Origin of the sequence: Paenibacillus radicis (ex Xue et al. 2023), assembly GCF_024722015.1 — a bacterium.
In the GTDB taxonomy this organism is placed as follows: domain Bacteria; phylum Bacillota; class Bacilli; order Paenibacillales; family NBRC-103111; genus Paenibacillus_S.
Window position 1 is genome coordinate 81351 of the sequence record NZ_JANQBD010000006.1, and the last position, 24825, is coordinate 106175.

Here is a 24825-nt window from a genome sequence, read left to right on the forward strand (position 1 = left end):
ACCCTAGTTAACTGCGGGCATGCTTTACCCGAGTTCACTCTTCCCCTTAACGCGGGGGATTCGATCCGGTTAGCGCTCTGCTTAGAAAGACTCAATCCTCTAAACAAGAAGCGTATTCACCATCTGGCTCCAAGACGAGTTCACTCTTACCATGTACCAGCTCTCACCGAACCGCTGGCTCTCTGAACAATGGGGATCTGAGCTACTACTTCTTTTCACTGCCGTTAGTCATGATATAAAGCGATTATATGTAAAAACAGGTAATCATGTCAAGTATCCTTCTATCACTAGAGCTGTGCGAGCCGTTTGCAGCTTATTCAAGATTGGCATACAGGCGGATTGATTAAGGTCTGAATAATATGGAAAAAATGAATGTAACCATAGATCAACTAATCCATCCAACCTATCCCAGTATGCAGAGGTGTTCAACATGACAGGATTATTTAACGGTATTATTCTTTCCCTTCCGTTGTGGGGAGTTATACTGACCATCGTGAGTTTGATCCTAAAGCACTGAAATAGATCGTTCATGCAGAACTACTTTCGGGCTACGAAAAAAGCTCGCTGCGTCGTTTCCGTCACCGGCTTCCACAAAAAATCCGCGTAACAGTCAACCTCCCGGAATCCGGCTGCCAGCAGCTGTTCCTTCAACCAATCGAGCGGATAAGCTCGCTGCACATGATACTCATCGATCCTACTGAATCGGTTCGACTCAACAGCATCGATGCTTCCAGCACCAGCGGCATTGTCTTTTGCAAAAATCGTAAGCGCATGCTCAATTTCACAACGCGCCAAATCCAGCTCACTCGTCCAAATATAGGCAATATCGTCTTCGTTAAGAAAAAACGGCTGCTCCTGTGCATACGCCTTTAGCTGAAAAGGGGTATGAACGTCAAACACGAATACTCCTTCGTCCTTTAAACCGGAATAAGCTTGTACAAACGCTTGTGAGACATCGTCTTCCTCCAATAAATAATTGAAGCAATCACATAAGGAAATGACAGCATCCACCGGACGCATTAATTGCCAATCCCGTAAATCCTGCTGAAGCCAAGTCACCCCGCCCGCACCTGGAAACGGAAGGCTCTGCTCCGCATCCAACGATTTGTTCTGCGCTACTGCCAACATATCCTCTGACAGGTCTATGCCATATACCTCATATCCCTGCTGCGCTAACGGAATGGCAATGCTGCCTGTACCGCATCCTAAATCGGCAATCGAGCGCGGCTGGCCGTGCTTATCCCAGCATTGGCTTAAGAAACCCAGCCACTCCTCATAAGGCATGTCCTCCATCAAACGATCATAATGATAGGCAAACAAATCATAAGCCATTGCTTTTCAGCAACCTTCCTGGTGAAATTTAGATAGGAGAAGACAAAAATTAAGTCCCTGACAGGGACTTAAGGTTGCTCCAGCTTTTCTTGTTCCTGATTTTCTTGATCCTGCTTAAGATGAGTCCAGCTTCCTTGCTGATAAACCAAGCCTTCCTTCATCAGCTTGCCAAGAGCCCGTTTAAAAGCAGACTTGCTGATTTGAAACCTTTGACTGATAACATCAGCAGGAGTTTCGTCAGAGTAGGGCATAGACCCATTAGGCCTGTCCCGCAATATAGCAAGGAGCCGCTCCGCATCTTCATCGCGTCCGACTTGCTTAGGTGCTCTCATAGAGCAGTTCACATTGCCGTCCTCGCGGATGAAGGTAACTCGTACTTCCACTTCCTCGCCTAAACGAAGAAGTCGAGTACGATCAGTATCATGAATCATCCCGATGAAGCCAAAGCCTACAACTCCACCTTCACAAACGACAAAAGTGCCCATTTGCAGCGGTTTATACACCCTTGCCAGCACTTGTTTATTTTTCCACATGGCTGGCGCATCAAAACACAAAGGCTTCAATTCAGGCTCGCCCGCTACTTTGGCAATCAATCGCCCTTGACGATCGTGGCTCAATATTACGAATACCTTGTCGCCAACCTTAGGTCTTAGATCCTTTAGCTCAGGCTGTTCTTTGAAAGGGAGCAGCAAATTGCGTCCTAAGCCCATCTCGAGAAAAGCGCCAAACCTCGGATGAATATCAACCACTTCAAGCAATGCCACTTCTCCGAGCAAAATTAAAGGTTTGCGCATTGTTGCGGCCAAACGGTCCTCGGTATCATAATACAGAAACACTTCCACGTAATCCCCAATTTGAATCTCGCCCACTATTTCGCTGTAATGCAGAAGCACTTCCTGAGCTCCATCTGTCACATAGTAACCATTTGGAGTAATTTCTTTGGCGACTTCAAGCCTAAACAGCTTCCCAGCATCCAGCCTCATACCTGCTCAACCACTTTCGCATCGGACCATAGACGCTCAATATTATAGTATTCCCTGTCATCGCGGTGGAACACATGAACGATAATGTCGCCCATATCAACCAGCACCCAGCGCGCTGTATCCATGCCTTCCATCCCGCGGACTCGAACATCCTTCTCCTCAGCTTTTTTACGAACTGCTGTAGCGATGGCCTGCACCTGCGTCTCGGAATTTCCGTGACAAATAATAAAATAATCCGCAATCAAAGAAATACCTTGCAGATTTAAGGTAACGATATTCATTGCTTTTTTGTCGTCAGCCGCATCTACGATCATAGGCATCAATTTATCCGGGGTTATACTCATTCAATTTCCTCCTTGAGAGTCTACCCATAGAGGTTGTTCAAAAAGCTCTCTTTTGAACACACACTATAAGTGATCTTCTTCATAATCAGTTCAGCTGCCTGTTTGCTCTTGCTGCTTTAATTCGTTAATCAAGTCGTTACGGGCTAATATCGTTAACGGGTACACCTTTTTACCTTTTTCCAAAAGAAACAGGATCGTTCCATCAAATGCGGTAAGGAGCGCTCTCTCTATGCTATGTTCAGCGATTTCGCGGATATTATGCACGCCTGGAAAATCCCGTCCCGGCTCGATGTAATCAGCCAAACAGACAACCTTATCCAACAGGGTCATCTGCTCGCGTCCAGTAGTATGGTAGCGTATCGCATCAAGTATTTCTTCATCGTCCATACCATAATCCCGCTTAGCTATAAACGCACCTGCATGCGCATGCCAAATTTCTTTGTCATAATCAAGAAGATCTGCCGGCAAACCATTATTGCGTATAATATCAGCTTGGTCATTAACCGGCCAATATTTGACGACATCATGCAGGATTGCAGCAGTATAAGCTTTATCCGGATCACATCCGTATTTGCGAGCTAATAGAACCGCCGCCTCCATTACACCTAACGTATGCTCCCATCGTTTGCCGGGCATTTGCGACTTCACCGCATCAATTAGCTGCTTACGGTCCATAAAATCCGTTCCCCTCAATATATTCATATACACGGTCAGGCACCAAATACTTAATACTTTTCCCTTCGGCTTTCCGCTGCCTTATAGCTGTTGAGGATAGCTCAATCTGCGGCATTTCTGCCAATTGCACCGCTGGCCGCAGCAATGCAGGCAGTGACTCCATTTCCAGCCTGTATCCCGGCCGTCCCAGTCCGATAAAGGAAATGAGCTTGACCAGCTCATCAATCTTAAACCATTTGGGCAAGTACTGAACCATATCTGCACCGATAATATAATAAAAATGAATGCCTGGGTACTCCCTGCGCAGCAAGCTTACCGTATCATATGTGTAGGAAACGCCGCCTTTTTTCAGTTCCATATCGAACGGACGGAAATGGGCTTGACCTTCCACAGCACGGCAGACCATATCCCATCTTTGCTGGCTGGTAGCTTTGGGGGCATGCTGTTTATGAGGCGGAACATTGGTCGGCATAAACCATACCTCATCCAATCCCTCATACTCATAAGCGCATTGAGCCGCAATCATGTGGCCTATATGGATCGGATCAAAGGTTCCTCCCATGATACCAACCTTCATCCTTGCACCTCTTTTTTACGATTTTGCCGTTAATTCGGCAGTACGATCGTCTTTTGGTCGCGGGACTCCTTATACAAGACAACTATTTTCCCAATAACCTGAACCAATTCCGCGCCTGCTCCTTCAGCCAGCTGTTGACCGACCTCATTGCGGTCTTCCCCGCTGTTGTTAAGCACAGTTACTTTTATAAGCTCCCTCACTTCAAGTGCTTCTTCAATATGACGGATTAAATGATCGTTTATACCGCCCTTACCCACTTGAAAGATTGGATTTAAGTGATGCGCCATAGAGCGCAAATATCTTTTTTGTTTGCCTGTTAACATGTTTTTGCCTCAATTCGAGTGAAGTTATGTGTTGGGGGGGAGGTGGCAAAAAAGCCTCGGTTGATGAAAAGGCTGGTGCGGCTGCGGGCAGAAGTGAAAGTTTCTCCGATCGCTGTTGTCCGCTTGTTGTTTTAATTATTACCTTTTTCTAAGGTAACAACAAGCGGACAAAGGCGACCACTACCGTTTCTCCAAAACTTCACTTCGCCCTCCGCCGCCCCATCTTTCATCGGGCTAATTGCAAGACCTGTCCGCCCAACACAAATAGTGTGTTGGTAGAGATCAGGTTCTTGGCCTGAGGGTCAAGAACCATAACCTCGTAAACCTTAAACCTTAAAAATAATACATAAACCTTAAAACTTACTCATTAAACGAATCAATAACGACCTGACGCATAGCGGCAGTTGGAGCTGCGACACCGGTCCAATATTCAAAAGCATAGGCTCCTTGATAAATAAACATGCCCAAGCCGCTGTGAATTTTAGCGCCGCGTGCTTCGGATTCCCTCAAGAACCGTGTAATGATAGGATTATAGACGAGATCGCTGACAACAAGATGCTCACCGATTAACGATGTATCCATAGGGACTGCATCCTCATTCGGATGCATACCAAGCGACGTATTGTTGACGACCAGACCTACTTCTCCAATGACATTGGATATTTCATCCAAACCAATGCCGCTGGTGGAAGTAAATTCGGACATCGTACGCGCCAGCTCATCCGCTTTTTCACGAGTGCGGTTTGCAAAGTAAATATGTGCAGCGCCTTCCTTGGCAAGAGCATAGCCGACACCTCGAGCAGCACCGCCTGCACCGATCATCAGTACCTTTTTGCCGTTCAAGTCTATGCCTGTCTCTTCCTTTAAGGAGCGGACATAACCTATTCCATCTGTATTATAGCCGATCAAACGTCCGTTATCGTTAACAATCGTATTGACAGCACCGACAACTCTAGCTCCCTCATCGATCTCATCCATATAGTCCATGACTTCTAATTTATGAGGAATCGTTACGTTCACTCCGCGAAATTGCAGCGCCCGGATACCATTCACAGCGTCCTTCAGCTGCCCCGGTAAAATATGAAATGCCGCGTAAGCCGCATTCAGACCTGTTTCTTCAAAAGCGCGATTTAACATAATCGGAGATTTGGAATGACGGATTGGATCTCCGAATACGGCATACATAATAGTGTGACTGTCCAGCCTATGTTTCCCCATAGTGTTACTTCAGCTCCCGTTCCTTTAAGAGGTTGTTCAAAAAGTCCCCTTTTGATCAAGAAGTATCTCAGGAAGCGTATTCGACATCGAATCTTGCATTCAGGCTCGAAGTCCGGTACTCATTTAAGTTTACCTAAACTCCGCTCCTCCTTCTTAACCTTCTTGCAACCTTCTCGGTGCTGAAAAGTCGACTTTTTGAACTCTTTTTCTAAATAATCGATTCCCGAACCGCAACCTTCACACCTTTGGGCGCATGAATCATCAAATCCGCTCCAGCATCGCTGTTCACCTTAATCCAGCCCAGCCCGGAGATAGAGACGTCATAAAGCTTGCCTTTAGGAATTCGTACCGGATGCTTGGCAAGCTTGGGCAGCAGCTCCAACGCTTCGCGTGAAGGGGGGGTGAGCAGCACTCCCTTGTGCTCATCGTACAGCTCATCTGCCCGTTCCAGCTTCGTGCGATGCACTCCCATCCCGTTGGAAACAAAGAATGTGAACGACTGCCTCGCTCCTTGTACAAAATCAAACCGGACCAGGCTGCCAAAAAACACCGTCTGCCGTTCGTTCAGCTGAAATACTAATGGCTTCACAGGCTTGTCCGGCATAAGCTTCTGCAAATCCTGCTTGTTGACCAGCTCTGTCAGCCTATGTGGATACACAATGCCCGGCGTATCAATGATAAAGGTTCCATCTTCCATAGGAATTTTCACCAAATCCAAAGTTGTGCCAGGGTATTGAGATGTTGTAAGTTCGGAATCAAGGTCGCTGTAATCACGGATCAAGCGATTGATCAAGGTCGATTTGCCGACATTAGTAGCTCCCACAACATAAATATCGCGCCCGCCTCTATGTTCATCCAACGCTTGGATCACTCGATCAAAGCCCATATTTTGCTTAGCCGAGCACAGCACAACTTCAACAACTTTTATGCCGAAATCCTTGGCCTGCTTACGCACCCAGTTGACGATTTTATTAAAATTGGTCACCTTAGGCAGAAGATCGATTTTATTGACGCATAGCACAACCGGATTATCGCCTACAAAACGCGGCAAACCACTGATCAAGCTTCCTTCAAAGTCGAAAATATCGACAATGTTGACCACCAACGACTTTGTATGTCCAACATGACTCAACAATTTTAAGAAGTCATCATGGTTTAGTGTAATTCCTGAAGATTCATTGTAATTTTTAATACGGAAACACCTTTGGCAAATGACCGGCGTACGGTCCAATGCTTGCGGCGGCACATAGCCCAGCTTGTCAGAGCTCTCGGTTTGCAGCTTAACGCCACAGCCGGCACAGCCCGTTTGTTCGGATTGCAATTCTGTCATGGTTTACCTACCTTTTCATCCAAGTTAAAGCAGCCTTTTCCAGCGAGCGATTGATCACTTTAGTAAAAAAGCCTTCATCCCGCTTCGCAATCGGTAAAACTAAAATCGTATACAACCCCATCCGGTTACCGCCCAATACGTCCGTCATCATTTGATCCCCTATGACTGCAACCTGCTCAGGTTTCATATTCATCATCGACAAGGCTCTGCGGAATGAGGCACTTGTAGGCTTTTTGGCACGATAGATAAAGGGCAGAGACAATGGCTCGGCGAATTTGGAAACACGCAGTCTGTTATTATTAGAAACAATGACTACTTGAAACCCGATCTGTCCAACCACCTTCAGCCAATCAACCAGCTCAGGTGTAGCCAGTGGCGCCTTAGCCCCGACCAGCGTATTATCCAGATCCGTAATGATGCCGCGCACTCCTTGTTCCCAAAGAGCATTCAAGTCAATGTCGTAAATTGTGTTTACTTGTAAACGGGGTAGCAGCTTATTTAGCAACGAATTCACCTCAAGAACTAGCTCATATACGTCAAACTATACCATATATGTGCTTTTTGTTGCAAAAACCCGAATAATATATTTTACTTTACAAAGCCTATTATCGCAATCCAATAAAACGTCCGTGTAAGCATTCGAAAATTCACTTGCTTCTCCTGTCTATCCATTTGCTATAATGTATAGACATTAAACGTACAAGAAGGTGGCATACCATGGAAGATTACCAGGCCGTTACTTATAAATTTCGGGAAATTAAAAATACACTCTCGGCTTATTTAACACAAGTGCTTCCAGCCTATCAAATCACTCCGATTATTATGTATACGCTGGAATTTCTTCGCAAACATCCGGAATGCAGAGCCGTTGATATAGCAAATGAATTCGGCTTAACACGCGGGGCAGTGACGCAGCTACTGGATAAAATGGAGCAGCAAGGCTACGTGATCCGCAAGCCCCACCCGACCAGCCGCAGAAGTCTACATATTCACATTACGGAAAAAGGCTATGAATTATTAGACGTCATCATTAAAACCTATAATAGTAAAATTGAACGATTGCTTTCCAACTATTCATCAGAGGAGCTCGCTACGCTAAGAGAGCTTTTATCAAAAATGTCCATATAAGAAGATGCAGTATGCTGCTCCCTAGTAAAAGACTCCGATCCCTGATCTGGAGTTTATTTTGCATCCTTGACACGATTGTTCAATAAATATATTGTATAGTTATTAAACAATTTAAATATTGAGCATAGGGAGTGTCTCGATGAGTAAAACGATATTTATTACCGGAGCATCATCAGGAGTCGGTCTCGCAACCGCATTAAAATTAGCCGACAAAGGCTGGAATGTATATGCCGGAACCCGCCATTTGCAGCGTGATCAGGAGCAGTATGCGAACCAGGAAAATCTTCGTTTTCTTGAAGTTGATGTTACCGATCCTACTTCTCAGCAAGACGCTCTCAGAGTCATTGAACAAGCACATGGCCATCTTGATGTATTATTTTGCAATGCCGGGTTTGGATTTCTACGCGCTTTAGGTCAAGCGACAATTGAGGATATTCAACGTGTGTTCGATACAAACCTGTACGGCGTTATTCATTCCATTCAAGCCGCGCTCCCCTTGCTGCGTAAAGCGGATTCCGGACATATCATCGCCACTTCAAGTGTCGGTGGTCTGGTTGGTCAGCCTTTAAATGAAATCTACTGTGCCAGCAAATTTGCCGTAGAAGGATTATTGGAGAGCATGGCTACTTACTACAAGCCTTTATTTAATATTGATATCACTTTAGTTGAGCCAGGTGGAATAGCGACCAATTTTGTTAATACCGTATTGAATGATATCGGAAAAACGGGCGGAATTCTTGATGATGAATATAAACCTATAGTTGATACCTACCTAGAAACCTTTTCCAAAAGGAATGTTGTGCCGCAAAGTGCTGAAGCTGTAGCTGAAGTCGTGCTGGACTTATTACAGATGGAAACCAAGCCATTGCGGCTGCGTACTTCGGAAATAGCTGAAGTATTCGTAAGCCATAAGGTTAAAACCGATCCAAGCGGTCTGGAGGGCATCTTAGCTACCCGCAAGCTTCAGCTTAACATGTAAATGAAAATGAACCCCCCTCATTATTCCGTTCATGAGGGGGGTTCATCATTAATATTGAGAATTAATTAAACCTGTGAGCGCAGCTTTTCAACAAGCTGTGATGTACTCTGCCAATCCTCTTCCGTAATTTCAGCTCTACTGTACTTGGCCTTCTCGAAAATGAACAACACCTGCTCCAAGTCCGCTTTCAGCCACTTGCTCTGCTTCGACCATCTGCGTACAGCTTCACGCAGCGTTTCATGCTCCAGTCTCGTGTATCCTTTACGACGGCATATACGCAGCATCCGCTCGCATTCCACGATGACCTTCTGCTTTAACAACGATGCACGACGACGTTCAAGCTTTTCGCGAATCAGTTCAATGACTTGCAGCTTCCAGACAATGAAAGCAGCTAATGCGGCAAACAGCACAATGATGCCACCAATACCAGCCGCTTGACCTGAATTATAAAATGAGTTGGACTCCTCAGTCACAGCAGCTGCATCAGGCAGTGTCGATGGGTCAAAGGTAAGCTCTTGCTCCGGTACGGCGCGTGGCAGTACAAACCCGGAGGTCGGCTCAAACGGGATCCAGCCAATACCACTGAAGTACACTTCGACCCATGAGTGGGCATCCGCATTACGAACGGTGTAAACGCCAGCCCCATCAGGATCCACAAGCCCTTGTTCACCCATTGAATAAATAAATTCATCTTGTATTGCCGATAGTCCCGAGGCATACCCTTTCACCCAACGGGTAGGCAGCCCTACAGAACGCGAGAGCACGGCCATCGCCGAAGAATAATAGTCGCAGTACCCTTCCTTAATTTCAAATAAAAAACGGTCGACAAAATCTCGGCTGCGCCCTTTACTAAGATCCGGTTTGTTTGTATAGGGGTACTTTTCGCGTAAATATTGCTCAATTTTTTTGGCCTTGTCATATGGATTTGGCGAATCCTTGGTAATATCTACCGCTAGCTGCCTTACACGGTTCGGTACGGTCTCGGGCACCTGGAGGTAAGGCGCCAGCTCCGCGCGATTAGGCGGCTCCATTGGCGCAAGACGCAAAGCATCCTCATCGATAATTGGCATCTGGGATACTAATGTATAAGTTTTCGGATAAACGGGTTGACGCTGCTCATTGAAACGAAGCTCAGACTGTCCAGGGGCCCATAGAACGGGATCAAAACCGTTCTTGGCACCGTTCATTTCAACAAGCTTTTGAACGGTATACGCTCCAAACAGCACAGGGTATTTTTCTTCGGATAACATAGTAATATTCTGAGTAATCTCAAACGTTTTTAACGGGCTTCCGGCCATCCTAGGATCTGTCGGAAGAACGTTGTCTGCTCTAACACCTACTGTCGTAGCACGTTTGTCATTCTCGCTTGCTTCCCAGCCTTTACCGCTGTAGAGCGACCTTGTCTCTCCACGCCAATAGCTGCGATGCGTCGTATCTACAGACATTACCGGCGTATAATCGTATTCAAAACCGCCTCCAAGGGAAGCGTCGCTGCGGCTGTAGCCAGAAGATGCGTCACCGTTAGCCGCTGATGTAGCGGTCTCAATACCTTTGCCTGTAGTAAAGTTAACAGGCTCTCCGCGGAAATTACGCCATGCGGTATAAGGGTCCGTTAGCACAGGATTAACTTCCGGCATAGCGGCTCCGAATATCAGAGTTAAACTAACTAATGAAATTACAGGCACTGCAATGGATGTTGGATAATCAGCCAAATAGCTCCAGGCAGTCGGATCTTTTTTGCGAAGCTGCTGAAAATGGCATAAAATTAGCAGGAATAATCCGCAGCCCACTGTCATGGCCACCTGCGGCCATAAATATACCGTCGAGAAAGAATCTCGGATGCACATGCCAAGCACACCGATGATCATTAACGCATAAACCCGCCACTTAACCTCCACCCACCAGATTAAGGTCAAATAAATGACCCAGGCGCTTAGGCTGAACCATAAATAAGGTGTTAGCTGATACAAGTTCAAAAAAAGCTTGGAAGAAAAAAAACTGCTGAATGGCATTTCATCAATTACACTATATTGAACAAGAACTCGTACGTTTATTGCAATTAATACAATCAGTTGAATAAGTCCCCGCAGAAGCCAATGAAGTTTAGGTATATGCTCCAAAAGAAAGGTTGCCAGAAGCGCAAGTTCAACAATAAGGACCGTTTCCGGAAGCCACGTGCCCTGCTCCTTGGAAATCCAAATCACAATCTGATACAAGATAAGACCGACAAGCAGAGCGGTTAACCGGTGCGTCCAATTTTGCCACAGAAACTTCTGCCACCAGGGTGTGGTTTCGTTCATCCGTTTCGCCCTCCCAACACAACCGGCAGCTCTTGCAATGACCCGATTGCATAGCCGACTACTCCAAGCGAATGCAATTGACGCAGCCACTTTTCCTTGTCGTCATGTTCGGAGCAAATCCATAGATGGCAAGGATTTAATTGAAGCTGCTTAAGCCAGCTGAAAATAGGCAAAAGCGCCTCGCCATGAATAGGTGTAATCAAAGCCACGAAGCTGCCTGGCACGAGATTTTGCGCCTTTTCCCTCAAAACCTGTTTAAGCGAATACGTTCCATCCGCTTCCACATGTATAAAATGCTGCTGAACTGCTTTTAATTGGTTTTGCCCCGGTCTAGGCTCATAATACACATCGTCAGAGCCCGTCGAAACGAGCCCCAAAGCCAAGCTTCGGCTCGAACCATACATGAACAACGAGGCCGCTATGGACACAGCAAGCTCGAATTGCTCCGAATCCTTATAGGACTTGCGCTGCCGGTCCAAAACCAGGTAGCTCTTCGGCAAAGATTCCCTTTCGAATTCCTTCGATTTCCAGGTCCCGGTCTTGGCAGTTGCATTCCAATGAATTCGTGACAAACGATCCCCATACATATATTCCCGTACTCCGTTGATTTGAGTTGTTTCACGTACAGCGCGGGTTGTTGTTGAGTGATGGTTCGTCCCCTTCATCATCTGGTGGAACTGGTGCCATTCGCGGATTGGAACGGTTTGCGGCAAAACTACAAAGCTATGGGGGAGATTCAGCATCCCGCCATGCTCGAACAAACCGAATATATCCTCGGTTACACATTCTGTTGCTCCAAACGTGTACGAGCCCCGTCGTAGCGATGGAGTCCGATATTCCAAGTCACCGCGGCGGCGCCAGTCCGGTACCATCGTAGCCTCGAAGACCAGCTCGCTGCCGTTTTTGTGAAACAAGCGATCTTTGACAAAAATATAGGGCATCGGCCAAAAGCCGGGAATTTGCAGCTGTATGGAAACACCAAGTGTACTGCCGGCTTCCAGCATATTGCTATGCTCCATGTTTTGCAGATTTCTTACACCCTGTGTTCTTTTGATACCGCTCCATTGTCCAAGAAGCAAATAAATACTTAGCACCAGCATAATAACGAAGAGCATAAGCGCCAGCTTGCCGCCTTGGAAAAGTAAAAAGCCAAGGCTGCCGACAAAACTGACAAACACTGCCCAAAATTGTTTGCTCAAACGGGGAATTTCAGTAAGCTTTTGTACGATCGATTCCCTCATTATACTCACTTCTCCATTCGTACGGGCACTCTAACCTGCTGAAAAACGGATTGAAGTACGGACTGTACGGTGGCACCATCCATTCGTGCTTCAGCTTGCAAGATGATACGATGTCCTAGAACAAAAGGGGCTAAAAATTTTATATCATCAGGTATTACGTAATCACGCTCTTGAATTAAGGCATATGCTTTGGATGCTTGGACTAATGCGAGAGTAGCTCGTGGACTTGCTCCAAGAAAAATCGAAGCATGCTCGCGGGTCTGTCTGGTAACGGCTACCAAGTAGCTGGCAACTGCATCGTCCAAATGAACATGCTTGGCTCGCTGTTGGATTTCTGCGATATGCTCAACATCTGCCACCGGCTGAAGGTTCTCTAGGGGATGAATGACGCTCTGTGAAATAATCATTCGGGTCTCTGTTGCTTCATCAGGATAACCCAGGCTGAATTTCATCATAAAACGATCCAACTGAGCCTCAGGCAGTGTGTAGGTGCCTTCAAAATCGATCGGATTCTGAGTTGCAAGCAGTAAAAATGGTTTAGGCAGCTGATGGGTCTCCCCGTCAACCGTTATATGACCCTCTTCCATCGCTTCTAGAAGAGCTGATTGTGTCTTTGTTGTAGCGCGGTTAATTTCATCCGCCAGCAAAATATGCGTCATTACTGGGCCGGGTCTAAAAACAAACACCTCATCCTTGGGATGATATATGGATACCCCAGTGATATCCGTAGGGAGTAAATCAGGATTACACTGGATACGACGAAATTGACCATGAATTGATTTAGCTAACGATTTAATCAGAACCGTTTTTCCTGTTCCAGGAACGTCCTCCAACAGCACGTGCCCACCAGCAAGCATAGCTGTTAGCAACAGTTTAATTTCATCTGTTTTGCCAAGGATACAAGATTCCAAATTTGCTTGTATGCGCTTAAGGATTTGTATGTCTTCTTTGACTAGTGCCTCCATGTTCCTGATCCTCCTTGGGGTATATGGTTAATATGGTAGAATAACTCATCTTCTATTTTACAGGATTCAAAAAATGCCGTATACATGCAAAAATGCTGAATTTGTTTGTATAAATACACATTTAGGCGCCTTTTCTCCAGTTTAGAGCTATAGTTGGCTGTTTACCATGCATTCTTCTTTTTGAAATACGCCTCATGATTGCCTTGGGTGTACAAATGACGTCTACATTCATACTCGTTGTCCAATAGACCAAGTAATTGAGTCTCATAGGACGTGAAAAAAACCTTCAAACCCACTGTATAAGTGGGAACTGAAGGTTCATTTTCAACAACTGTCACAGACAATATGAGGCTGAAATTTGCAAAAAAATGACACTTGGAACAGCCCTGACATTCACGGCAGCAAGCATGAAGAAAAGCTGTGCAAGGAAAACTCCCATCCTTCCTTACGGCTTCAGCCTCTAGGTCTGCACACTACTGCAGCAAGAAAAGAAAATATAATAGCGGCCGAAATCCCCGCACTTGTAACTTTAAATATACCGGTAATAATACCAATGGCACCGTCTTGGTTCAGCTCCTGCAAGGCTCCGTGAACCAGTGCGTTACCAAAGCTCGTTATCGGCACGGTCGCTCCCGCACCAGCAAATCTAATGAAAGGATCATACCAGCCGACACCATCCGCAACAGCACCTGCTACAACCAGTGAGCTCATAGTATGAGCCGGAGTCAGCTTGCCGACATCCATTAACAGCTGGCCAACGACGCAAATTGCACCTCCAATAACAAAAGCCCAAACAAAATGCATAAAAGTGTCCATTTAATGTCCCCCGCCTTCGATTGATACAGCATGGGCAATGCAAGGGATGCTCTCTCCCTGCTGGAACGACAACGGGGACAACAAGGCTCCTGTTGCAATAACCAACACCCGTTTAAGGTCACCATTGCGAATCTGCTTCATTATATGTCCATAGGTCACGGAAGCTGAGCAGCCACAGCCGCTGCCACCAGCACAAACTACAGGTTGCTTTTCAATGTCATAAATCATCAGGCCGCAGTCCTTATAAATAGTTTGACTAATTGGAATCTTATGCTTCTCCAGCAATTCATTTGCAATTTCATACCCTACCTTGGCCAAGTCGCCAGTCACAATAAGATCGTAATATCCCGGATCCCGGTCGAAATCGCGAAGATGCGCCTGTAACGTATCCACAGCTGCAGGGGCCATCGCCGCTCCCATATTAAAGGGATCTTTAATACCCATATCAATAACTCTTCCAATTGTAGCTCCTGTAACTACCGGACCATCCCCTTTTCTGGACAGTACTGCCGCCCCTGCCCCAGTCACCGTATACTGAGCGGTCGGCGGTTTCTGCGAGCCATATTCAGTCGGATAGCGGAACTGTTTTTCCGATGTGCAGTTATGACTGCATGTCCCGGCCATCACATAATCGGCGTCTCCCGAATTAATCATCATTGAAGCGAGTGCTAATCCTTCCATTGAGGTTGAGCATGCGCCAAATATACCCAAGTATGGAATGGTTAAAGTTCGCGCAGCAAACGTATTGCTTATTATTTGATTCATCAAATCGCCACCGACATAAAATTGAACCTGTTCTTTGGTTAACCCGGCTTTCTCAACAGCCAATTCGGTAGCTTCTTCCATAAGCTTGCGTTCTGCTTTCTCCCAACTTTCCTGCTCCAACTGCAAGTCACCATGAACAATGTCGAAATCATTGGCAAGCGGTCCGTCTCCTTCATCTGGACCTACTACAGTGGCAGTCGCCTGAATTACAGGGCGATTCGTAAATGCCCAACTCTGATGTCCTTGCAGCATCCGATTATCCTCCCGCTGTCGTCTTATTTATGATCAAGTGTACCAAGCCTACGAAAAATGCTGCTACCGTTCCGAACACGATAACCGAACCGGCCAGCTTAAACATATTGCCACCAACTCCCAATACGAGACCCTCGCTTTTATGCTCGATAGCCGCGGAGCACATCGAGTTGGCAAATCCAGTTACGGGTACGGCAGAACCAGCACCAGCCCATTGAGCAAGCTTGTCATATACACCCATGCAGGTCAAAATAACAGATAAAACAATCAGGACAGCAACTGTCGGATTGCCGGCTGTCTCCTTCGTAAATCCGAAACCATGAACAAATAACTCCATCAATGCTTGTCCTATCGTACAGATTATTCCTCCTACTAAAAAAGCACGGAAGCAATTTCTTGCAACCGGTCTTGACGGCTCTTTCTTCTTAGCAAGGTCTTGATACTCCTGCTGTGTCCATGTGATTTTTTGCTTTGACTTTGTAGCCATCTTAACTCGTCCCTTCTTTTTCTTGTCTAATCCTATTTTCTCCTAGTCGGCACTTAACCATGCACAAGGAGTTCGGTCGTTATGTATTTCTCCAACCTCAGAAAAGGATCAGTAATAGTCCTAAGCGAACCATTGAATAAGCCTCCAAGATGAGCCAGTCCAACTTACAGGCATCTAATGTCTATAGGTCTGCTTGTCCTGCTTAATATAAGCTTGAGAGACTGCGGGTTTATAAAGGTATTATGTTGCAATAATCTAAAACTATTCTATGTAAGCCGTTACAGCTGCTACAATCCTTACCGCTACATTAAAGCCTTGTATGCTGAAACTTCATACAAGGCTTTAATTCTGAAATGACGGCAGCAGCGATTCGTTAAACAAGCGCTAGTAACAAGAGTGCCAATAAAATAAAAAGCACCAGAACGATGACAATGGCTGAATTATGCATATGTGCTGACTCCCATCTGCATGTTTTTATAAATGCTATATCCTATGTCTGAGAGCTTGGGTTGGAATGTGCATTTGCCTATAAATAAAAAAAGCAAAGGCGATTTCCCCGAGGGAAATCGCCTTTGCTTCAAGATCATAAAGAAAAGCTTGCCTTTTATTTAGCTTTTTGCGCATTGACCAGTGCCTTGCTATCGACTGGCAGTGTGCTGCCAGTATTCAATGCCAGCACACGTTCTATTATCGTAACCGCTTGAGCACGGTTCGTTGTAGCTTGCGGAGCAAGATCACCATTCTCAAGGCCTTGCAGTATACCTTTTTGCACGGCTGTCAGCATTGCAAGCTGCTCCGTTACAACCGTGTTCGCAGTTTGCAGCTCTTTATTCGTTGCGCGTACGGTGATTTTCGCCATTTCTGTACGGGTAATGGGCTCCATCCAATCGGAAGCTGCATCATCCTGGCCGATGTAGCCCGCTTTCAGCAGCGCATCGGCGTACGGTTTGTACCACGCCTGATCGGCAGAAGGCGCATTGACCGGCAGCTTAAGAGCTGCTGCCGTTAATTTCGCGAACTCGGCGCGCAGCACGGTTCGTTCAGGCTGGAACGTGCCGTCCGGATAGCCGTCCACGTAGCCTTTATCCACCGCGGCGGAAATGGCCGCTTCCGCCCAATGACCTGTCGCGTCACTGAAGGATGACGCGAACCCGGTCACAGCTGCAGGTACGGTACGGTTCTTGAACGTACCGTCGCCCAGCTGCCCGGACATGTTGGCACCCCATGTCCAGACCGTACCATCCGCTGACAATGCAGCGGAATGGTTGCTTCCCGCGGAGACAGCTGAAGCGCCGCGGATGTCCTTCGCTTGAACCGCGCGTTTGCGGTTCGCTGTCGTGTCGTCGCCCAACTGGCCGAAGGTGTTGGCGCCCCAGGCCCAGACGGTCCCATCCGACTTGGCCACCAAGGAATGATAATTGCCGCCTGCAATTGCGATGGCGTCATTGATATCGATGGCTTTTACAGGTGCTGAACGATTCGTGGTGGAATCATCCCCCAGCTGGCCAAAAGCGTTGTATCCCCAATCCCAGACGGTCCCATCGCTCTTAAGTGCCAGCGAATGATTCCGCCCTGCCGCTATTGCCTTCACATTGCTCAGGTCCGTTAACTGCACGGCACTACGGCGTAAAGACGTCGAGCCGTCTCCCAATTGACCGTTACTATTGTCTCCCCAACTCCACACGGTACCGTCATTAGCCAAAGCAAGAGCATGATTATAACCGGCTGCGATTTCTTTAATCTTAAACAGTCCAGGTATTTCAACTGGAGTCAGACTTGACTTGGTGCTGCCATTACCCAATTGGCCAAAAGTATTGTCACCAATGGCCCACACCGTGCCGTCCTTTTTCAAAGCAATCGTAAACAGATTGCCTCCCGCAATATCCGTTACATCGCTAAGTAAAGGCGAGGAAGCCGGTGTTCCTTTGTTTATTAACGTATTATCGGCAAGCTGGCCGCTAAGATTCAGCCCCCAGCTCCATACCGTCCCATCCTTCTTGAGCACTAAAGTATGTCCCGTTCCTGCGGAGACCGCTGCGATCTGATCAACGGAATCGATCGATACAGGCATATTCTTGGCGCTGCCTGCGCTCAAGCCTAGCTGCCCGTATAAATTCTCACCCCAGGTCCATAACTTATTGTTCTTCCACACAAGGTTAAAGCTATCCCCTGACGCAAGGGGCTTGCTTATCACTGAATTACTGAAGCTGCCCACTGTTTGCTCTGGCGGTAGGGTAACCATAGAGAAACGGGGAACCAATATCGGCAATATCCGGTTAGTCGCTGTTCCGTCGCCTAATTGGCCCAGGGCACTGTTGCCCCACATCCACAAGGTGCCATCGGGTTTAATAGCCATTGAATGAAAGTGGCCGGTTCCGATAACCGCTACATTTCTCATAATACTTACATCGACAACACTGTTTTTATAATCTCCAGTACCGAGCTGACCGTAGTTATTCAGACCCCAGCCGCTTATACTGCCATCTTTATGCTGTATGATCGTATGGGAATTACCTGCGGAAATACTTATTGCATCTTTAATGCCTACAACCATTTGGGCAAAATTACGCGCTTCTTCATTTCCGTTGCCAAGCTGGCCCGAAACATTATAACCCCAGGTCCAGATAGTCCCGTCTTCCTTTAATGAAACCGAGAAATTACTCCCGGCTGCGATAGCTTTAGTCGTATGTGAAAAGTTCACTCTTGTCGGTCTGCTCGTACGAGATTGCGTTTCAGCATCTCCGATCTGGCCGTAAGTATTATCTCCCCACGCTAGGACAAATTTGTCAGAAGCAATCGCCAATGTATGATTCCCGCCGGCTGCAATGCCTCTTATACCAGAAATCGAAGTTAATTGCGCGGGCTTCAAAACATCATCATAGGTTCCATTACCTAATTGACCTTTGGAATTGTCACCCCAGGTAACGATAGTTCCATTGCTTTTCAAAGCTACGGAGTGATTGTTTCCAGCTGCAATCGCTACTACATCACTTAGATATTCAATTTGATACGGCGTGGTTCGATCCTCTTTGCTGCCATCGCCAATCTGGCCCTTTGAGTTTTGCCCCCATGCCCAGACGGTGCCATCCTTGCGCAAGGCAAGTGTATGATTCATACCTGCGGCGACCGCGGTAATATCGAATAATTCCTTGACTCTAGTAGGAACATAACGCTGAACATCAGGTCCTGTTCCCAGCTTTCCATGAAGTGCATCCCCCCAGGTCCATACGGAGCCGTCACTTTTCAGTGCTACGGTATGGCTCAATCCCCCTGTGACTTGTGCATAGCCCAAAGAAGGAATAACCGTTGAAGAGGTGGAATCCGTCTGAGCGTTTTCCTTAACGGCCTCCCCATCAGGGGAGGCTTCAGCGTATACATTGCTTGCCAACAATATTGTTTGGAGCAGCAGCGCCACTACGAGCCAGTAAGCAAGCCGTCTGCCGGTGTTCTGTTTACGGCGGTTCCGAGACATAGTACTTATCTCCTCCATCATAATTATTTGTCGATTTGACCCTGCTTAACTAAGTTAGTAAACAATTTCTATTAGTGGTCCGTTGGCAGGGCCGGAGGAGATTGCCGCTTCCATTTGCTTTTTAATTTATCCATTAGGCCATCCATCAAGGTGTAAACTACAGGAACAAGCAGCAATGTAATCATCGTGGACAGCGTTAATCCGAACGAAACAACTGTTGCCATTGAGGCTTGAGCTTCAGCCCCTTCCCCGAAACCTATAACAAGTGGCAGCATAGCCAATACGGTAGTTGCCGTAGTCATGAGAATCGGTCGCAAGCGCACCTTCCCTGCCTCAATTAATGCATCATACAAGGTATAACCTCTTTTACGAAGCTGGTTCGTATAGTCGACCAAAACTATAGCATTGTTAACTACTATACCGACGAGCATGATCATCCCCATAACAGAGTTCATATTGATCGTACGGTTGGTTAGATACAGACCGAGAATGGCTCCAATAAATGTCGGAGGCAATGAGAACATGATGATAAACGGTCCATACAATGACTCAAATTGACTCGCCATAACCATATATACCAGCACTATAGAAAGTAGAAGCATCATATACAAGCTTGAGAAAGTGCTGTTCGAATCGGCCGCAGACCCGAGTGTAATCGTATAGCCGTCTGGAGGTTGAATCGTGTCAAGCCTTGCTTGCACTTCCTTAGAAACGTCTCCAATGGGAGCATTGAATACAGAGCCCTGGATCGTTGCCAACCTTTGTTGGTTAATATGTCTGATTTGAGCAGGACCTGAGCCTGGTTCCACTTTTGCAATAGCATTCAACGGAATTTGCGCCCCTGAAGCCGTTGTAATTACAACTTGATTCAAGTTTTCCAGGTTATTCGTAAACTCCGACGGATATTTCACCAGAACGGATACTTGCGTGTCTCCCGTTTTGAAGTTAGTAGCCACCGAGCCCTGATACGCCGTACGGATTGAAGTCATAACCTCGCGCACGGAGATGCCATAATAGCTTGCCGCTTCACGGTCAATGGTCATGTCAAACTCGGGAATGTTGCGATCCAACGTATTTTGTACGTTACGAAGCGTTGGAATAGCACGCAGCTCTTCTGCGACCATATCTCCCAGTTTACTTAATACCGTCATATCCGGTCCATTCAGGTTAACTTGAATATCAGCACCGCCACCGCCGCCAAGACCAGGCAGTCTTATTGAGGATCGGGCATTTACCGATATTTGTGCTCCCGGATTCCCATTGGTTAAATTACGGATTTGCTCTACAATCTGTTCGGTCTTCTGCTTGCGCTCATTAAGCGGCTTAAGGGTTACTTGAATATTGGCAGAGTTAGTTGACGCACTTTGAAAAGCTCCCCCGCCTCCACCACCGACGGTAGTAAATATCGACTCTATGTCGGGTATATTCTGAATTAAGCCTTCCACTTTCGTTGCCAGTTCATTGGTGATTTCGAATTTGGTGCCTTGCGCTAAGCTCATATTAATATTCAGTTGCCCTTCATCGGTTTTTGGCGTTATTTCCGAACCGACAAATTTAGCCAAATACACACTTCCGCCTAGCATTCCGATAGTAATAACAACGATAACCCAGCGGTGTCCCAAGGACCATTTCAGTACTCCTCCGTATAGATTGGTCAAACGATTCATTCCGCGTCCGAACCAAACGGCAGGGTTATAGGATCTGCCTTCAGGAAGATGCTCATCATGCGTATGCTTCTTCAGAAGCTTGGCAGCGAGCATCGGCACTAAGGTTATCGCAGCAAACAACGCAGCAATATGTGAAAAGCTGACTGTCAAGGCCATAGGCACAAAGAAGTTTTTAACTAAGCCGTTAATAAATAGCGTAGGTGCAAATACGGCGATTTGAGCCATTGCCGAAGCCAAAACAGCCGTTCCCACTTCAGCAGTACCCTGCTTGGCTGCTTCAACTGGAGATAGGCCTTCTTCCCTTTTACGGAATATACTTTCCAGTACGACGACGGCAAAGTCGACAAGCGAGCCTAAACCTAACGCCAAACCGCCAAGCGTGATGGTATTGATCGTCTGCCCGGAAAAAAACATCATGCTGAACGCGCTTATAACGGAAATCGGGATAACTACACCGATGATCAATGTGGCACGAATGCTGTTCAAGAACAGCAGCAAAATAATAACCGAGAATACGCCGCCTAGCAATGTGTGCTCAATAACCGTATTAATCGAGCTTTTAATAAATTTGGAGGAGTCATTCAAAACTCCCAGCTTAACACCTTCGGGAAGGTTTTTTTCGATATCAACCATAGCTTTACGGATGTTGTCGGCAACGGAAACGGTATTTCCATCCGACTGCTTAAGGATCGAAATGCCGACGCTTCTTTCTCCGTTACGGCGTGACTCGAATGTAATTTCTTGATAAGTATCGATTATTTTCCCCAGCTCGCCAAGAGGAATTGACTGCCCGCGAGATAGGGAAACTCTGACCTTTTCAATCTCGGATGTTGATTTAAATTCACCTTTAATTGTTAAAGGGACCAGTTGCTCACCTTTATAAACGAGACCTGCATCTGTCGATTGGTTATCATTGCTTAAAGCCGAGGTAACTTGGTTAAAAGTCAGTCCATATTGAGTCAGCTTGTTTTGATCTACAAGCAGCTGAATTTGGCGAACCCGCCCCCCTGTTACACCCACCGACGCAACTCCATTGGCGCGTTGAACTGCCGGGCTGACAACATTATCCGCCAAATCACGCAGTGTAATCAGATCCACACTGTTACTGTACAACGCCAAGTTAAGAATAGGCTGGCTATTAGGGTCTGCTCTGGAAACGACTGGAGCGTCAGCATCAGTAGGAAGCTGCCGTTTGACCCTGTCCAGCCGGTCTCGCATAGTTAATGTCGCTTCACTGATATCTGTGCCGAAATTAAACTGCACCGTGACATTACTTGACCCCGTTCGCGAGGTCGACGAGACAGACTGGACATTCGCTATCGTTGCCATCGAGGCCTCAATCCGCTTAGTCACCTGACTTTCCACTTGACCTGGTGAAGCTCCGGGCCAGTTAACACTAACGTTAGCTGTCGGAATCTCCATATTCGGATACAAGTCAACCGGTAGAAGCGGCGCTGCGATCGAGCCCAGTATAACTAGCGCAATCATCAGCATGAAAATAGTTACAGGGCGGTTGACCGAGAAATTAGCTAAATTCACTGACCGCCACCTGCTCTCCCCGTTTGACCGGAGGCTCCGCCGTTTGCATTAGTTGGTTGACTGCCTTGCTGGCCTGGAGTACCAGCCGAGGGGGTTTGTTGCCCTTGCTGCCTCTGACCGCCTTGTTGTCCTTGACCACCCGTTTGCCCCTGACCTTGCGGCGCTTGACCGCTCTGACCGCCAGCAGCCCCTTGCTGCTGACCACCTTGACCGCCCTGCTGTCTTTGTCCGCCTTGTTGTCCTTGACCTTGACCTTGCTGACCTTGACCTTGTTGTCCTTGTCCTTGGCCTTGTTGACCCTGAGGCTTCTGAGCCTCTTGACCCGGTTTAACCACTTGAACCGCCGCTTTATCGGACAATAGCTCTTGTCCTTTAACTACCAGCTCATCCCCTTCTGCAAGCCCATCTGTTATTTCGAAGAGTGCGCTTGTTAAGGTTCCTACTTTTACCGACACTTTCTTCACTCGGCCGTCCTTCACAACAAATGCCGCATTTCCGCTCGGTTGGCTAAGGATGGCATCAGCTGGAACCATGATTGCTTTACGCCCTTCGCTTTTCAAACTGGAGGTCGCGAACATACCAGGCAGCAGCTCTTGTTTGGGATCATTCACTCTTATATCAACGCCGTAAGCTTTGGTCACAGCGTCCATTGTCGGACGAATGGCTAATACGACTCCGTCAAACGATTTGTTTAATGTCGGCACGTTCACTTTCATTTCCATGCCTACTTTGATTTTACCGATGTTAGCCTCTGAGATATTAACCGTAGCTTGAGTAGGGTCTAATGCCGCAACGGAAACGATATTGGAGGCATTGGTAGCGTTTTGTCCTACTGGTGTATTAATCACGCTCACTACTCCATCAACAGGAGAGAGCAGCACCCCATCTATCAGCTGCTCATTGAGCACTCTCAGATTGGTTTCTGCTTGTTGGTATTGAGCGTTGCTCACTGCAATCGCATCCGTCGACTTGGCTGTAGCCAACGCTTGCTCGGATTGCTCCAACTGGGCTTTTGATACATTCAAGCTCAGCTCTTGGGTAGCCTGTGTATTGGCATAGGAAAGCTGGTCCTTCTGCAATGTCTGCTGATTCGTATCCATAATTACCGATAGCGTATTTTGAGCATTGGCTAGCGAGATGGAGTCACGGTTAAGCTGTTCCTGTGAAATCTGTACGGTTTGAGAGTTTTGCGCCGCCGTCAAATCCCCTTGTGCTTTCAATAATGCAGCAGTAGCTGAAGTAAGTGCACTTGGCGTTGTTTGCTGAGCTTGGTCAAGAGCAAGCTGGGCTGACTGCACTTTTTGCATAGCCGTGTCCATCGCAGTTGTATTGGAGCCTTGAGAAGCTTTTACGTTGGCTAAGTTTATGAGAGCCTGTTCGAGCTGTAATTGCAAAGTGTCCAAAGAGTTATGCGAATTGACCTGAGAATTTTGAATAGTGTCCTGCTGAGAATTCAATGTATTTTGAGCATTAGCCAAATTGATACTATATGTAGTAAGTGCATTGTTAAAATTTTGCTGGGAAATCGTTACCTGCTGTTTGGCGGTTGCAATCGCATTCTGTTGGTCATTAAGAGCTTTATTATAGTTAGCCTGCGATAATGCGACCTGTTGTTTCGCCGCGGCAACTGCATTTTGCTGATCCGAAATGGCCTTATCCAGATTGGCCCGTTGAACAGCAAGCTGCTTTTCGGCCGTAGCCGCACTGTTGGCTTGATCATTGGCAGTGCGCTGCAATTGAGCCGCACTTACCGTTAGAGCACTCTCAGATTGGGCAATTTGCTGCTGTAAGGTGCTGGTATCAATTTTGGCCAGTGGCTGCCCGATCTTGACTCTGTCGCCGGGTTTAACCATGATTTCTGTTACTCTGCCGGTTACTCGAGAAGAAATGTTCGTTGTATAAATAGGTGTGATAGCACCCGTAAATACTTGCCCCCCGCCCACATCCGCAAGCTTAACCATCTGCGTTTCTACAGGAAATTGTCTGGCTGCGCCAGCTCCCGGCCGTTGACCTGCAGCTGCGCCTGCTCCTGGTTGCGCCGACTTTCCCGCGCCTCCCCAATTAATAAGAGTTGCACCGACAACTGCTACAACTGCAATGATAGCAATGGCGGCAACCACCCATTTTTTGGATACATTCTGGATCCACCTGATCATTTCCATACCTCCATGTATTCTTGTCCGTCCATCTGTCATGATGAAAACGCTCCAATAAAGGAGTATTTACTATCATTACATATTATAAATAACGGATCCGGATGCTCGATTGCTGATGCTCCAGCATAACATCAACTTAGCGTACATTCATGATGAAACTATGATATAAATGTAAAAAAAGTGTGAAAAAAAGTTATTAAACTAGTTCTTATGACCCACTTTTGAATTCCTTCGACTTAACTTCTCATTTTTTGTGGGTCCACGACAAAAAAAGAA

The 24825-nt window shown here is 46.8% G+C and carries 20 protein-coding genes and 1 other annotated feature (1 of these 21 cut by a window edge); of the genes, 2 read left to right on the forward strand and 18 right to left on the reverse strand.

Annotation, left to right across the window (positions count from 1 at the left end; all coding sequences use genetic code 11):
- Positions 1–228, reverse strand: a binding site (T-box leader) (it extends 33 nt beyond the left edge of the window).
- Between the two features lie 309 nt (positions 229–537).
- The 9 genes from NV381_RS09685 to NV381_RS09725 all read right to left on the reverse strand — a co-directional run bounded on the left by NV381_RS09685 (position 538) and on the right by NV381_RS09725 (position 7287).
- A complete protein-coding gene (locus tag NV381_RS09685; protein ID WP_258213077.1) occupies positions 538–1332 on the reverse strand; it encodes a class I SAM-dependent DNA methyltransferase in 795 nt (264 codons plus the stop codon).
- A 68-nt stretch (positions 1333–1400) separates the two neighbouring features.
- The gene (locus NV381_RS09690; RefSeq protein WP_258213078.1) at positions 1401–2315 is read right to left on the reverse strand and encodes a S1 RNA-binding domain-containing protein; all 915 of its coding nucleotides are present in this window, start codon (positions 2313–2315) and stop codon (positions 1401–1403) included.
- A complete protein-coding gene (gene rsfS / locus NV381_RS09695; RefSeq protein WP_258213079.1) occupies positions 2312–2659 on the reverse strand; it encodes a ribosome silencing factor in 348 nt (115 codons plus the stop codon). The genes NV381_RS09690 and rsfS overlap by 4 nt, the downstream gene beginning before the upstream one ends.
- Before the next feature lie 90 nt (positions 2660–2749).
- Positions 2750–3334, reverse strand: a complete 585-nt coding sequence (gene yqeK / locus NV381_RS09700) for a bis(5'-nucleosyl)-tetraphosphatase (symmetrical) YqeK (protein ID WP_258213080.1) — start codon at positions 3332–3334, stop codon at positions 2750–2752.
- Positions 3324–3911, reverse strand: coding sequence for a nicotinate-nucleotide adenylyltransferase (locus NV381_RS09705; protein ID WP_258213081.1), 588 nt, complete (start codon positions 3909–3911; stop codon positions 3324–3326). The genes yqeK and NV381_RS09705 overlap by 11 nt, the downstream gene beginning before the upstream one ends.
- A gap of 29 nt (positions 3912–3940) precedes the next feature.
- Entirely contained in the window at positions 3941–4234 is a 294-nt protein-coding gene (yhbY, locus tag NV381_RS09710; RefSeq protein WP_171653702.1) for a ribosome assembly RNA-binding protein YhbY, read from the reverse strand.
- Positions 4235–4594: 360 nt separating this feature from the next.
- Positions 4595–5452, reverse strand: a complete 858-nt coding sequence (locus NV381_RS09715) for a shikimate dehydrogenase (RefSeq protein WP_258213082.1) — start codon at positions 5450–5452, stop codon at positions 4595–4597.
- 208 nt (positions 5453–5660) lie between these two features.
- Complete coding sequence (yqeH, locus tag NV381_RS09720; protein ID WP_258213083.1) at positions 5661–6782, reverse strand: ribosome biogenesis GTPase YqeH; 1122 nt, start codon at positions 6780–6782, stop codon at positions 5661–5663.
- 7 nt (positions 6783–6789) lie between these two features.
- Positions 6790–7287, reverse strand: a complete 498-nt coding sequence (locus NV381_RS09725) for a YqeG family HAD IIIA-type phosphatase (protein WP_258213084.1) — start codon at positions 7285–7287, stop codon at positions 6790–6792.
- Between the two features lie 212 nt (positions 7288–7499).
- Between NV381_RS09725 and NV381_RS09730 the strand changes: the two genes are divergently transcribed.
- The gene (locus NV381_RS09730) at positions 7500–7910 is read left to right on the forward strand and encodes a MarR family winged helix-turn-helix transcriptional regulator (RefSeq protein ID WP_258213085.1); all 411 of its coding nucleotides are present in this window, start codon (positions 7500–7502) and stop codon (positions 7908–7910) included.
- Between the two features lie 139 nt (positions 7911–8049).
- Positions 8050–8889 carry an SDR family oxidoreductase gene (locus tag NV381_RS09735; protein WP_258213086.1) on the forward strand — a complete coding sequence of 280 codons (840 nt, stop codon included), beginning with the start codon at positions 8050–8052 and terminating at the stop codon, positions 8887–8889.
- A 65-nt stretch (positions 8890–8954) separates the two neighbouring features.
- On the opposite strand, the gene NV381_RS09740 is transcribed toward NV381_RS09735, so the two are convergent.
- From NV381_RS09740 to NV381_RS09780, 9 genes are all read right to left on the reverse strand, one after another.
- Positions 8955–11189 (reverse strand): transglutaminase TgpA family protein, encoded by a 2235-nt coding sequence (locus NV381_RS09740; protein ID WP_258213087.1) that lies wholly within the window; start codon positions 11187–11189, stop codon positions 8955–8957.
- Positions 11186–12430 (reverse strand): DUF58 domain-containing protein, encoded by a 1245-nt coding sequence (locus NV381_RS09745; RefSeq protein ID WP_258213088.1) that lies wholly within the window; start codon positions 12428–12430, stop codon positions 11186–11188. The genes NV381_RS09740 and NV381_RS09745 overlap by 4 nt, the downstream gene beginning before the upstream one ends.
- 5 nt (positions 12431–12435) lie before the next feature.
- Positions 12436–13395 (reverse strand): AAA family ATPase, encoded by a 960-nt coding sequence (locus NV381_RS09750; RefSeq protein WP_258213089.1) that lies wholly within the window; start codon positions 13393–13395, stop codon positions 12436–12438.
- Between the two features lie 453 nt (positions 13396–13848).
- Positions 13849–14199: a stage V sporulation protein AE gene (spoVAE, locus tag NV381_RS09755; RefSeq protein ID WP_258213272.1), complete on the reverse strand. Its 351-nt coding sequence runs from the start codon at positions 14197–14199 to the stop codon at positions 13849–13851.
- Between the two features lie 12 nt (positions 14200–14211).
- Positions 14212–15228 carry a stage V sporulation protein AD gene (gene spoVAD / locus NV381_RS09760; RefSeq protein WP_258213090.1) on the reverse strand — a complete coding sequence of 339 codons (1017 nt, stop codon included), beginning with the start codon at positions 15226–15228 and terminating at the stop codon, positions 14212–14214.
- 4 nt (positions 15229–15232) lie between these two features.
- On the reverse strand, positions 15233–15715 hold the full coding sequence (gene spoVAC, locus NV381_RS09765; RefSeq protein ID WP_258213091.1) for a stage V sporulation protein AC: 483 nt from the start codon (positions 15713–15715) through the stop codon (positions 15233–15235).
- 604 nt (positions 15716–16319) lie between these two features.
- Complete coding sequence (locus tag NV381_RS09770; protein WP_258213092.1) at positions 16320–19187, reverse strand: S-layer homology domain-containing protein; 2868 nt, start codon at positions 19185–19187, stop codon at positions 16320–16322.
- Positions 19188–19258: 71 nt separating this feature from the next.
- Positions 19259–22393, reverse strand: coding sequence for an efflux RND transporter permease subunit (locus NV381_RS09775; protein ID WP_258213093.1), 3135 nt, complete (start codon positions 22391–22393; stop codon positions 19259–19261).
- Complete coding sequence (locus NV381_RS09780; protein ID WP_258213094.1) at positions 22390–24549, reverse strand: efflux RND transporter periplasmic adaptor subunit; 2160 nt, start codon at positions 24547–24549, stop codon at positions 22390–22392. Before NV381_RS09780 ends, NV381_RS09775 begins: the two co-directional genes overlap by 4 nt.
- Positions 24550–24825: the final 276 nt, after the last annotated feature.